Annotated in this window: 14 protein-coding genes and 1 pseudogene; 11 read left to right on the forward strand and 4 right to left on the reverse strand. The window is 33.5% G+C overall.

All coding sequences use genetic code 11. From position 1 onward, the window contains the following. The 4 genes and pseudogenes from WBN21_RS13025 to WBN21_RS13040 form a co-directional block, all read left to right on the forward strand. Positions 1–127 (forward strand): annotated as a pseudogene (locus WBN21_RS13025) (cell envelope biogenesis protein OmpA); the annotation flags it as partial. 219 nt (positions 128–346) lie between these two features. Next, positions 347–1378 (forward strand): aldo/keto reductase, encoded by a 1032-nt coding sequence (locus WBN21_RS13030; RefSeq protein WP_424200960.1) that lies wholly within the window; start codon positions 347–349, stop codon positions 1376–1378. A 103-nt stretch (positions 1379–1481) separates the two neighbouring features. Continuing rightward, complete coding sequence (gene ypfJ, locus WBN21_RS13035) at positions 1482–2393, forward strand: KPN_02809 family neutral zinc metallopeptidase (protein WP_424200962.1); 912 nt, start codon at positions 1482–1484, stop codon at positions 2391–2393. A gap of 306 nt (positions 2394–2699) precedes the next feature. Continuing rightward, positions 2700–3563 (forward strand): hypothetical protein, encoded by an 864-nt coding sequence (locus tag WBN21_RS13040; RefSeq protein ID WP_424200964.1) that lies wholly within the window; start codon positions 2700–2702, stop codon positions 3561–3563. 81 nt (positions 3564–3644) lie between these two features. Here WBN21_RS13040 and WBN21_RS13045 read toward each other — a convergent pair whose 3' ends face one another. Continuing rightward, positions 3645–5192 carry an Rne/Rng family ribonuclease gene (locus WBN21_RS13045; RefSeq protein WP_424200966.1) on the reverse strand — a complete coding sequence of 516 codons (1548 nt, stop codon included), beginning with the start codon at positions 5190–5192 and terminating at the stop codon, positions 3645–3647. A gap of 327 nt (positions 5193–5519) precedes the next feature. Continuing rightward, entirely contained in the window at positions 5520–5810 is a 291-nt protein-coding gene (locus WBN21_RS13050) for an HU family DNA-binding protein (protein ID WP_055442767.1), read from the reverse strand. Positions 5811–5949: 139 nt separating this feature from the next. Between WBN21_RS13050 and mutY the strand changes: the two genes are divergently transcribed. The 4 genes from mutY (at position 5950) to gldD (ending at position 9648) form a co-directional block, all read left to right on the forward strand. After that, on the forward strand, positions 5950–6990 hold the full coding sequence (gene mutY, locus WBN21_RS13055; protein WP_424200969.1) for an A/G-specific adenine glycosylase: 1041 nt from the start codon (positions 5950–5952) through the stop codon (positions 6988–6990). 206 nt (positions 6991–7196) lie between these two features. Beyond that, positions 7197–7649, forward strand: coding sequence for a single-stranded DNA-binding protein (locus tag WBN21_RS13060; RefSeq protein ID WP_424200971.1), 453 nt, complete (start codon positions 7197–7199; stop codon positions 7647–7649). Positions 7650–7702: 53 nt separating this feature from the next. After that, positions 7703–9007: a gliding motility-associated protein GldE gene (locus WBN21_RS13065; protein WP_424200973.1), complete on the forward strand. Its 1305-nt coding sequence runs from the start codon at positions 7703–7705 to the stop codon at positions 9005–9007. A 35-nt stretch (positions 9008–9042) separates the two neighbouring features. Beyond that, on the forward strand, positions 9043–9648 hold the full coding sequence (gene gldD, locus WBN21_RS13070; RefSeq protein WP_424200975.1) for a gliding motility lipoprotein GldD: 606 nt from the start codon (positions 9043–9045) through the stop codon (positions 9646–9648). 51 nt (positions 9649–9699) lie between these two features. Here the strand turns inward: gldD and WBN21_RS13075 are convergent, their stop codons facing one another. Next, on the reverse strand, positions 9700–10251 hold the full coding sequence (locus tag WBN21_RS13075) for a heavy-metal-associated domain-containing protein (protein ID WP_424200977.1): 552 nt from the start codon (positions 10249–10251) through the stop codon (positions 9700–9702). Between the two features lie 184 nt (positions 10252–10435). Between WBN21_RS13075 and WBN21_RS13080 the strand changes: the two genes are divergently transcribed. The 3 genes from WBN21_RS13080 (at position 10436) to rpmA (ending at position 11974) form a co-directional block, all read left to right on the forward strand. Next, a complete protein-coding gene (locus WBN21_RS13080; protein WP_424200979.1) occupies positions 10436–10888 on the forward strand; it encodes a DUF4199 domain-containing protein in 453 nt (150 codons plus the stop codon). Between the two features lie 78 nt (positions 10889–10966). Further along, positions 10967–11671 (forward strand): 50S ribosomal protein L21, encoded by a 705-nt coding sequence (rplU, locus tag WBN21_RS13085; protein ID WP_424200981.1) that lies wholly within the window; start codon positions 10967–10969, stop codon positions 11669–11671. Positions 11672–11713: 42 nt separating this feature from the next. Beyond that, positions 11714–11974 carry a 50S ribosomal protein L27 gene (gene rpmA / locus WBN21_RS13090; RefSeq protein WP_106660099.1) on the forward strand — a complete coding sequence of 87 codons (261 nt, stop codon included), beginning with the start codon at positions 11714–11716 and terminating at the stop codon, positions 11972–11974. A 265-nt stretch (positions 11975–12239) separates the two neighbouring features. Here the strand turns inward: rpmA and WBN21_RS13095 are convergent, their stop codons facing one another. Beyond that, complete coding sequence (locus tag WBN21_RS13095) at positions 12240–12713, reverse strand: DUF1569 domain-containing protein (RefSeq protein ID WP_424200983.1); 474 nt, start codon at positions 12711–12713, stop codon at positions 12240–12242. Positions 12714–12836: the final 123 nt, after the last annotated feature.

A 12836-nucleotide genomic window follows, 5' to 3' on the forward strand; every position in this document is an offset into this window, starting at 1 on the left:
TGCAGGTCGTGGTGAATTTGCACCCGTAGCGTCAAATGAAACCCCAGAAGGGAAGGCAAAAAACAGACGAATAGAAGTCATTTTAACACCAAAGTTAGATGAGCTTTCTAAATTGTTAAGCGAGTAAAATAATTTGTATTTAGAGCGCCTGCCTGCCGGCAGGCAGGTTACCACAAGGGTCGCACTTTCCATTACTAGTTTTGGCTCGATGCGTGCCTCGCCAAAAGCTAACCATTACAATCGCTAACGCATAAAAAACCTTTAAAAGCCTTTTTGGCTTTTAAAGGTTTTTTATCTTTACGCCTAGTCCTAAAATCGAATGAATCCAATAGTCGAATAATCCAATATGAAATACACAACCATACCAAATACCAATATAAAAGTTAGTAAAATATGCCTAGGCTCCATGACCTGGGGAAACCAAAACACAGAAGCCGAAGGACACAAACAATTAGATTATGCGCTCGATAAAGGTGTTAATTTTATTGATACTGCCGAATTATATCCAGTTCCGGCAACTGCTGAAATGAGTGGCAGAACCAGTAAAATTATAGGAACTTGGTTAAAAAAATCTGGACATAGAGATAAAGTAGTTTTAGCTTCCAAAATTGCTGGCGGTGGCGATTATACGGCACATATTAGAACCACAGGTTTTAGCCGAAACGCAATAAATGAAGCTATCGATTTAGAGCTTGAAAGATTGCAGACAGATTATATTGATTTATTCCAACTGCATTGGCCAGAGCGTGATACTAACCGTTTTGGTGTTAGAAATTACAAATTGGATACCAAATGGGAAGATAATTTTAATGAAATTCTTCACAGTTTAGATTCTGAAATTAAAGCAGGAAGAATAAGAAATATAGGAATCTCCAACGAAAACTCATGGGGAACTATGCGTTATTTAGAAGAATCTAAAAACCATAATTTACCAAGAGTGGCGACTATACAAAACGCCTATTCCATGCTTACCAGAACTTTTGAAACCGATTTAGCAGAAGTCGCGTTAAGAGAAAATGTTGGTTTGTTAGCATATTCCCCAATGGCATTTGGAGTGCTATCCGGAAAATATGTAAAAGGAAATGTCGCAGATAATGCGCGACTTAAATTATTTCCAAGGTTTGCTAGATATAGCAGCGAAAATGCCACTCAAGCTACTAAGCATTATTTAAAAATAGCTGAAGATAACGGCATGAGTTTAGCGCAAATGAGTTTGGCATTTGTAAACCAACGCCCATTTTTAACCAGTACCATTATTGGGGCAACAAAACTAGACCAGCTTAAAGAAAACATTGACAGTATTAACGTGACTTTAAGTGATGATATTTTAGAGCAAATTGATGCAGTACACAACATTTTGCCTAATCCAGCACCTTAGAATTATATTAAAAAATAGGAGTATACATATTTTTATTTTTTAAAAATTATTTAATTATATGTAAATTGAGGCGGTAATAATCACACAATAAATTTTTTTAAATATGAAATGGGAAGGAAAAAGACAAAGTGATAATGTTGATGACCGCAGAGGAAAAAGCAGCTCTTCGGGTAGTGGTTTGGGTGGTTTTAGTGGCTTAAGTTTAGGGTTACTAATGCCAATAATCAAAATTCTATTTTCAAAAGTTGGATTATTTATTGCAGGGATATTTATAGTAGGATCATTAATAATGGGTAAAAATCCGATAACTTTAATAACTCAGTTTATTAGTGGTGGGTCAGGATTAAGCGAATCATCTACTACTTACGAACCAAACGCTAAAGATCAAGAACTGGCTGAGTTTACTGCTACTATTTTAGCCAATACCGAAGACGTTTGGAACAAACAGTTAAATAATTATAGAGAGCCTACATTGGTTCTTTTTACGGGTGCAGTATCATCTGCATGTGGTTCAGCTTCTAGTGCTACCGGACCTTTTTATTGTCCGGGTGACGAAAAATTGTATTTAGATTTAAGCTTTTTTGATGATATGGAGCGTCGTTTGAATGCTCCAGGAGATTTTGCCCAAGCTTATGTTATTGCGCATGAAGTTGGGCATCATATTCAAAAAATTACGGGGATTACTGATAAAATGCAACGCTTGCGCGGTCAGGTAAGTCAAACCGAATATAATAAATACTCTGTAATGTTGGAGCTTCAGGCCGATTTTTTAGCTGGCGTTTGGGCGCATTATTCAGAACAAATGACTGGTATGATGGAATCTGGCGATCTTGAAGAAGCCATGAATGCTGCTCATGCTATTGGCGATGATAGATTACAAAAGCAATCGGGTGGTAGAGTAGTTCCTGATTCATTTACACACGGTACTTCGGCGCAACGTATGCGATGGTTTAAAAAAGGTTTTGAAACTGGAGATTTATCTCAAGGAGATACGTTTAGTGCTACGTCGTTGTAAAGTTTTTTTTTATCTGTTTTCCGCTACCGCTTAGGTCAAACTTAATAGCGATAAGAATGATAAAAAGTAAAATATATCCAATTAATATGAAATGAAGTACTAAACTCTGCGTTAGGGATAGTAGTGGAAAGCCCACAGCCCGACGAAGGAGGTGCGAGGACTTGCAACGGATAGCCCGACCCTTTTCTGGTAACGCCCAAAAAGCTTAATAGAACGACTATAAAATAGTTGTTTTTAATATTCAAAAAGAAATATTGGCATCATTTATGCGTTATTGGGTTTTATGTTTAACCAAATTTAAATATTATGAAAATTAAAACCTTCTTGCTAAAATCGTTTATGGTAATGTTATTTTTTGCATTAGCATCCTGTTCAACAGACAATGATGATGGGGATGTTAATTTAATTGCTCCCAATTTACCACCTGAAATATCCATGGTTATGGATTTTAGTGATTTTGACAATAACGATGGGAAATCATCAATCGAGAATAAATTTAAAGGACTTCCAGATAAGGGTAACTGGGTTTATTCCGCAGTTGTTGTTGGTGTTTGGAATACGGCATTGGTTACAACCTTAGCGGTACCAGTAGCATCATTTAGAACTGCACTTAGGTATAAAGCCGAATATAAAGGCGATGCCATTTGGGAATGGAATTATACTGTAGATGGTTTTACAAGTCAGTATTCCGCTCGATTAACAGGAGAACTCTCAGGAAGTGAAGTCCTTTGGAAAATGTATATAACAAAAAGTGGAATTGGTGCTTTTGATGAATTTATGTGGTTTTCTGGAGCTTCAAATATTGATGGTAAAAGTGGCTATTGGAATTTAAATCATAGCGCTGCTTTTCCAGAAAACATGTTAAGAATTGACTGGGAAGTTACAGGTGATGAAATAGGAAGTATAAAATACACTTATGTAAGAGAATTAAATGATATGCGTGAGACTGACATGTTCAAAACAAGTTCTATTACTTACGGACTTCAAGCTGGAGATTATGATGCATTTTATAATGTATACGCCTATGATGCAAATAGTGAAGCCTTTGTAAATGCCGATATTGAATGGAGCAGAACAAATTATAATGGTCGCGTAAAAGCAGAATATTATTTTGAAGATGTTAATTGGCATTGCTGGGATACCTTAGGAGAAAATGTGGCTTGCGAGTAGCATTTCAGTATTCAAAAAAGTATAATTGATACCTATTAAAAATAAAAAACCCGCTAACTTTAAAAGTAGCGGGTTTTTTAATTATTTAATTTGATTACCATCTTTATCGAAAAAATGATATTCTAAGTATGTGTAAGCATCTCTTGGTAAAATTTTCACCCATTTTTTGTGCTCTAAAAACCATTTAGAACGCACAGATGGAATACCTTTTGTTAAGAAGGCAGCTATAAAAGGATGTGTGTTTAAAGTCAGCTTTTTATAGTCTTTTTTACTTAGTTTTTCAAGATCGTGATTAATTTTTTGTATTAATCCAATTGGTGCTTCAACCTCAGAGCCATTAATAATCTCATCGGGGTTTTCCTCGCGAGTTTTAATGTTCATTTCTGGGCGAACACGCTGTCTTGTAATTTGTATCAATCCAAATTTACTTGGAGGCAATATTTTATGTTTTGCTCTGTCGTCCTTCATTTCATCACGAAGGTGATTGAACAATTTTTGCCTGTTTTCAGCATTGGTCATGTCTATAAAATCTACTACAATGATGCCGCCCATATCACGCAAGCGTAATTGACGAGCCATTTCGGTAGCAGCTATTAAGTTAACCTCTAATGCAGTATCCTCTTGGTTGTTTGCTTTGTTTGAGCGGTTTCCGCTGTTTACATCTATAACATGGAGGGCTTCGGTATGTTCGATTACCAAATAGGCTCCTTTTGCCATAGAAACGGTTTTTCCAAACGAGGTTTTAATCTGTCTTTCAATTCCGAATTTTTCGAATATTGGATTTTTTGCTTGATACAATTTAACTATTGATTCTTTTTGTGGTGCAATTTCTTGCACGTAATCTTTAATTTGATAATAGAGCTCTTCATCATCAACAGTAATTCCTGTAAAGGTATCATTGAATATGTCTCGTAAAATTGACGAGGCTTTATTCATTTCTCCTAATACTTTACTAGGATGATGTGCTCTGTGTAGCTTTTTACACATGGCCGTCCAACGACTAAGCAATGTTTGTAAATCTTTATCTAGTTCTGCTACTTTTTTGCCTTGTGCTACTGTACGAACAATTACGCCAAAACCTTGGGGAGTAATACTCTTTACCAATCGTTTTAGTCGGTCTTTTTCTTCGCGATCTTCTATTTTTTGAGAAATAGAAATACGACTAGAAAAAGGTACTAAAACAATATATCTGCCAGCAATAGAAAGCTCTGAGCTTATCCTAGGGCCTTTAGTTGATATCGGTTCTTTTACAATTTGTACTAATAGCGATTGATTTGATTTTAAGACGTCAGATATTTTGCCGTCTTTATCAATATCTTTTTCAAATGGGAAATCTTTTAAAGAAAAATCTTTTAGTTTACCTGTGCTTACACGTTTTGTGAATTTTAAAAGGGAAGGTAGTTTTGGTCCTAAATCATGATAATGCAAAAATGCATCTTTCTCATAACCTACATTAACAAATGCAGCATTTAGTCCAGGAACGGCTTTTCTGATTTTGGCTATAAACACATCACCAACAGCAAAGTCATTACTATCTTCATCTTTCTGTAATTCAATAAGTTTTCCATCTTTTAATAAGGCAAAATCAACATCGTCGGAACTAGATCGAATGATCAATTCTTTATCCATTTAGTTAATTTTTGTCCCGATAAATCGGGATGGATTAAACATTATTTTTTCACAGGATTTTAATCCGTGGAGTTCAAACAACACCAATGATGTTAAAAAATTAATGAACTCATTTCAATGAACTTGTTTTTTAAAACCAAAAAAAGTAGCTAATCTAACTACTTTTTCGATTTATTTTTTCTTTTTGTGACGGTTAGCGCGTCTACGTTTTTTACGTTTGTGCGTCGCTACCTTATGTCTTTTACGTTTTTTACCACTTGGCATAAATAGTGTCTTTTTAAATTAATAATTCGTTTTACTACTGAAAAAGTTCAGCACTTTGTTACTTTATTTAACGTCTACATTTGTTTTAACGCCTTCTACAAAAACTTTTGCAGGCTTAAATGCAGGGATATTATGAGCAGGTATTTTAATGGTTGTGTTTTTAGAAATGTTTCTACCAGTTTTTTCAGCTCTAGTTTTAATTATAAAACTACCAAAACCTCTAAGGTAAACATTATCACCGCCTTCTAAAGAAGTTTTTACTTCTTCCATAAATGTTTCAACAGTTGCTTGAACATCACCTTTTTCAATTCCTAATTTCTCAGAAATTTTTGCTACTAAATCAGCCTTCGTCATTTGATATATAATTTTTTGTGTTACTAATAATTCTAAAAGGGATGCAAATATAGGAATTTAATATTCAATATTTCAAACCTAATTCACTAAAATTTAATATTATAAACGTTTATTTTTGTTTCCTCGATTAAATGAATTCATGATATTTTCAAAAATCTTAAGACATTGGTATTCAACTAATAAGCGAAATTTGCCTTGGCGTGAAACCCAAAATCCATATAACATTTGGTTGTCGGAAATTATTTTACAACAAACACAAGTAAAACAGGGGTTGCCTTATTATGAAGCTTTTGTTAACGAATTCCCTACAGTTTTTGATTTAGCTAAAGCAAATGAAAGCGATGTGCTAAAACTTTGGCAAGGGTTGGGTTATTATTCTCGTGCTAGAAACTTGCATGCATCGGCTAAATATATTGCCAAAGATTTGAATGGCGAGTTTCCTGATAATTATAAGGACTTGCTAAAACTAAAAGGTGTTGGCGATTATACTGCTAGCGCCATAGCTTCCATTTGTTTTAATGAGGTTGCAGCTGTGGTTGATGGAAATGTATATCGTGTTTTATCTCGCTATTTTGGAATTGATACGCCTATTAATTCTTCAAAAGGAGCAAAGGAGTTTAAAACATTAGCTCAAAAATTAATTGATAAAAAGCAACCAGCCGAATTCAATCAAGCTATAATGGAGTTTGGTGCTACGCAATGTAAGCCCAGTAATCCGGATTGTAATATATGCCCGTTTAAGGATAGTTGTATAGCTTTTAATAAAAATACAATTGGTGAATTACCAGTAAAAATCAAATCCGCGAAAGCGAAAAAAAAGTATTTCAATTTTTTGGTTTGTATTTCTGAAGATGAAAAAACTATTTTGGAAAAACGAGAAGGAAAAGGGATTTGGCAAAATTTATATCAATTTCCGTTGATTGAAACAGAAAAAAACATTTCTGAAAAGCGTTTTAAAAGTCTAGTAGAAAATGAAGATTTATTAAAAGAAATTTCTTTTGAAATGTCATTATATAATAAGGACGCTATAATTCACAAATTATCGCACCAACATTTATATACTAAGTTTTGGATTATAAATATTGAAAGACTTCCTGTTGAAGGTGTTTCGATTAGCAACGTTCGAGAGTTTGCTGTGCCTATTTTAATTGGAAATTTCATTGAAAGCTTTAATTTTTAAACACATCTCAAAAGGTTGGCTTTTTAGATTCTTTGAAATTATCATTCCCAAGGGGCTGGAATCAAAAAAAATGAAGAATTGTGTAGTTTTAATCTCTTCTAATTCTTTATTTTTGAGTTGTTTAGTCTCAACAATCATATTTTTTTATTAATTTTAGAAAAAGGCAAAGCAATTCAGTAATTTTGCTTCCTCTTAAAAGATAACTTATGTCAGGTACATTAAATAAAGTGATGCTTATCGGGAATTTAGGCGATGATGTTAAAATGCATTATTTTGAAGGTGGTGGTTGTGTTGGTAGGTTTCCTATTGCCACAAGCGAAACTTATGTAAGTAAGCAGACTAACGAGCGTATTTCAAATACCGAATGGCACAATATAGTGGTTAGAAATAAAGGTGCTGAAATTTGTGAAAAATATTTAAGCAAAGGCGATAAAGTATACATTGAAGGCAGATTGAAAACCAGAAAATGGACGGATGATAAGGGAAATGATAGGTATTCAACTGAAATACAATGTAATGATTTCACCTTCCTTTCAACAAAAAAAGATAGTGGAGAAAGTGCTAATACCTCAAATGCATCAGTTGAACCAAAAGCAACATCGAGCCCACAAACTAGAAATGAACCTATTGCAGAAGATAATGATGATCTTCCATTTTAATTATAAACTCGATAGCTATTCGAGAATTTTATGTTTAACTAAATTTGTTGTAATTGGATCCTGACCCCGCGAGTTTTATACTTTTAATTATGGCAATTGATGTTTCGGTTGTTTTTAGTTTTGCACTATTGTTTTTTCTTTTATTATGTTCTGCCCTTATTTCTGGAGCCGAAGTCGCTTTGTTTTCATTAAAAAGAAGTGATATTGAACCAGGATTGGAAGCAAAATCAAAACGAACTGAAATAGTATCACAACTTTTAGAACGTCCTAAAAAATTATTGGCAACCATTTTGGTGGCTAATAACTTCATAAACATTGCTATAGTTATTTTGTTTGCCTTTTTAGGTGATTTTATGTTTGGGAATGTTTCACAGGCATGGATCAAATTCACATTAGAAGTAGTGTTAGTCACTTTTCTAATTTTATTATTTGGTGAAATTCTTCCTAAAATTTATGCGAGCAGGAACAACCTAAAGTTTGCCACTTTTATGGCATATCCGCTTAAGGTTTTAGATGTTCTTTTATCGCCAATAAGTTTACCAATGCGAAGTGTTACTTTGACTATTCATAATAAACTTGGTAAGCAGAAATCTAATTTAAGTGTCGATCATTTATCGCAGGCTTTAGAGTTAACAAGCACAGCCGATACAACTAAAGAGGAGCATAAAATTTTACAAGGTATTGTCTCTTTTGGAAATACAGATACGAAACAAGTTATGAGGCCTCGTATTGATATTTTTGCTATAAATATTGGACAAAAATATCTTGAAATTATGCCGGATATTATTGCGAATGGGTATTCGCGAATTCCTGTTTATAAAGATAGTATGGATACCATTGAAGGTATTTTATATGTGAAAGATTTGTTGCCATATATTGATAGAAAGCAGTTTGATTGGACAACTTTAATTAGGGAACCATTGTTTGTTCCTGAAAACAAAAAGCTTGATGATTTAATGGCCGAATTTCAAGAAAAGAAAGTTCATTTAGCAGTTGTGGTTGATGAGTATGGCGGAACTTCAGGATTGATTTCGTTAGAAGATATTATTGAAGAAATTGTAGGTGATATTAGTGATGAATTTGATGATGAAGATTTAACGTATTCAAAATTAGATGACAATAATTATGTGTTTGAAGGTAAAACGGCCTTAAAAGATTTTTATAAAATTGTTAAGCTTGAAAACGAACCAATTTTTGAAGTAAATAAAGGCGAAGCAGAAACCATTGCAGGATTTGTTTTAGAAATATCTGGGAGTTTCCCTAAACTGAATAGTAAAATAAAATTTGAAAATTACGTTTTTACTATTGAGGCTATGGATAAAAAAAGGATTAAGCTTGTGAAATTTACCATGGTTTAAACTTTTAAATACTGCGACTGAAAACTGAATATTTCATGATTTCGAAAAACTATTTTACAAACATTTTTAAAAGTATCTTAATAGCTTTCGTGTTTATTCTAGTGTCATGTGGTGATGATTATGTGCCAAAACCAAAAGCACAATTAAGATTAGAGTATCCAGAGGCAAAATATGTTGATGATAATTTAGATTTACCTTTTGCATTCGAAAAAAATTTACTAGCTTCAAAAGTGGTGTCTAAAGCTTTGCAAGCGCCCACAGAAAGTTATGGTGTTAATTTAGAGTATCCGACGCTAAAAGGGACTATTTTTATAACCTATAAGGCTATTAATAAGGATGATAAAAATTTAATGGACTTTTTAAGAGACGCTCAAAAATTCACGTTAGAACATACCAAAAAAGCGGATGAAATTCCAGCTTATCCTTTTGAGGATTCAAAACGAAAAGTTTACGGAATGCTTTCTGAAGTAAAAGGAAATGTAGCATCGCCAGCCCAATTTTATGTAACAGATAGTGTGAATCATTTCTTAACCGGCTCCTTATATTTTTTCGCTAAACCTAATTACGATTCAATTTTGCCTGCTGCTAATTATTTGCAAAAGGATATAAAACGCATCATGGAAACGGTTACTTGGAAATAAAAAAGGCTTCTCTATGAGAAACCTTTTTTATTAATTTATTTAAGCAAAATATTAAGCTTCTTTTGAAGCACAACATGCTTTTTTGCAATCCCCTTTACAAGCTGTTTTATCGCCTGCTTTTGCACCATCTTTACAACAAGCTTTTTCACATCCTGGCTTACATGTTTTTTTATCCTTGTTTGCGCAACAGTCTTTTTTGCAATCGGCAGAACAAGATTTATTAGCAGAGAAGTCGTCAACACTTTTCATGTCACTAACTTTATACGTGTCTGAAACTTTGCTTACAACCTCTTCAAGAGTTGTTGGTGTTACTTTAGCCTCATCGTATTCAACCATGGCTAGTTTCTTATCAAAATCAACCGTAGCCGATTTTACACCATCCATTTTTGAAATTTTCTTTTGAATAGTAGCAGCGCATCCTACTGCACAAGTCATACCATCAATGGTAAATTCTGCCTTCGCATAAGTGGCATTTGGGTCTACTTCTTTTACAGTTTCAGTTTCAACTTCAACCGTTTTTACCTCTGGATTTTTTTCGTTTTTACAGCTTAATGAAAAAGTTGCAACTAGAGCTAACGTTAAAATAAATTGTATTGATTTCATTTGGGTTTAAAAATTATAGTTATTAATGCAAACTTACTAAATATTGACCTTAAGGCATTTAAAAAATAAAACTTTATGATACATATAACATTTAACAAAATGATTTATTCGTAAAAAAAAGGATTAAGAATTATTTTAATTCAGGAATTTTCACGAAATTTAGAAGAATCAACCCTTTTAATATATGAAAAATTTATCTCTACCCATTCGTTTTGGCATAGTTACAAGTGCCGTTTTAATTGCATATTTTTTGGTTTTAGCATTGGTAAATAAACATACAAACCCTGCTTTTAGTTTTGTAAACGCTATTATCACGGGTTTTGGAATTTATGAAGCTACACGTTTAAGTAAGCTTGAAAACCCTGACAATTTCTCGTATGGTGAAGGATTTAAAACAGGTATTATAACGGGGTTTGTGGCAACTTTAATTTTTACCGTTTTCTTTTTATTTTATGCCACCGAAATTAATACTGCCTTTTTGCCAGAATTACTTCAAAAAATGAAAGGTGGTTTTAATGCCGATATTGGTATGATAACCTTTGTGGTTGCCGTTATGGGGCTAGCAACAACAGTAGTTTCTTCCCTTACCGTTATGCAGCTTTTTAAAAAGACTGGAAATATTTCGCAAAAACAGTAATAACGTTTGTAGATTAATTAATTAGCAGTATATTTGCACTCATTTTTGAACAAAATTAATTAATAAAAACGTTACGCTATGTACGCAATTGTAGAGATAGCAGGGCATCAATTTAAAGTTGAAAAAGACCAAAGAGTTTTTGTTAACCGTTTACAAACTGAAGAAGGTAAGAAAGTTTCTTTCGATAATGTACTTCTTTTAGGTGATGGTGACAAAGTAACTGTAGGCGCCCCGGCTATAGATGGAGCACAAGTAAGTGCAAAAGTCTTAAAGCACCTTAAAGGTGATAAAGTAATAGTTTTCAAGAAGAAAAGAAGAAAAGGTTACCGCGTTAAAAACGGACACAGACAATCTTTATCTGAAATCTTAATTGAAAGCATTGTAGCTTCAGGAGCTAAAAAGACTGCACCAGCAAAAGCTGAGAAAGTTGCTCCAAAAAAAGAAGTTAAAAAAGCTGAACCAAAAGTAGAAGCGAAAGCTGCTGCTCCTAAAGCTGAAAAAGCGGCACCTAAAGCTGCTGCTAAAAAAGCAACAGGGAAAGCTGACGACTTAAAGAAAGTTGAAGGTATTGGTCCAAAAATAGCATCAACTTTAGTTGAAGCAGGTATCGCGACTTTCGCAGATTTAGCTAAAATTAAACCTGCTGCAATTTCAGAAATCATCGCAGGAGTTCGTGGAAACCACGTAACTGACACATGGCCAGCACAAGCTAAATTAGCTGCTGACGGTAAATGGGATGAGCTTAAAAAATGGCAAGACGAATTAGACGGTGGTAAAGCTTAACAGCAAAACCACTTAAGTATAACAATATAAAAACTTAAGACAATGGCTCATAAAAAAGGAGTAGGTAGTTCTAAGAATGGTAGAGAATCAGAATCGAAACGTTTAGGTGTTAAGATTTTTGGTGGACAAGCTGCCATTGCTGGAAACATTATCGTAAGACAAAGAGGAAACACACATCACCCAGGTGAGAATGTATACTCTTCAAAAGATCATACATTACACGCATACGTTGATGGCGTTGTAAAATTTACAAAGAAAAAAGATAATAAATCTTATGTTTCTATTGAGCCTTTTGAGGTTTAAGAAATAAGTTTTCTTAAAAATTTAAAAACCCTTTCTGATTACAGAGAGGGTTTTGTTTTTAAGAAAGTTTTGGGCTTTACCACAAGGGTTGGGCCTGCCTGCCGGCAGGCAGGCTTTTCGGTTCAAGTCCTCGCACTTCCTTCGTCAGGCTGTGGGCTTTCCTCTGCAATCCCTAACGCGGAATTTAGTGCTTTACTTCAAGTATTTTAGAAAGATTGTACATTTTCAATTACTCTTATCCCAAATTTGAAAATCCAGAAAATCATTATTTCTTCAAAATATCATTTACAATTTTTAAATGATGATTGGTATGAACTTCCAAAAAACGAAGCGTTTGTTTTTTATTAAGCTTGCCAAAAATAAAATGTTTGAAATATGAATTTTTAGCAAGTAATTTTAGTTTTTCAATATGTGTTCTGGCGGTTTGCAGTTGTTTTTCCAAATCTTCAGTTGTGATCTCTTCTGGCGGTAAAACATGTTTTGGTGCTTTTACTTTCCCTCTTGGAAAATAGCCTAATGTTAAAAGTACAATACGCCAAAAATTTAATTTAAACTTATAATCTTCTGGGTTAGAATTTTCAGTCCATTCGCTAACGGCGTTTAAAACCTTTAAACTATGGTCTAATTGCCAGCCAATTGTAGACTTTGAAACAGCTTCATTTTTAATATCCCTTTTGGGTATGTTTATCTCAATTTGAGATAAAAGTTTATTCAGTTTTTCAATCCTTTGATTTACCATAGTTTAAATTATTTCTAAAAGGTATTAATTAAATTCTTAACTTTAAGCTATTACGTTTGTAATAAACACTTATTGTATAACTTGAAATAATTTGATTATGCTGCCTTTTAGATCCGAAATTAG

This window comes from Algibacter sp. (genome assembly GCF_049667265.1).
Taxonomy (GTDB): domain Bacteria; phylum Bacteroidota; class Bacteroidia; order Flavobacteriales; family Flavobacteriaceae; genus Algibacter_B.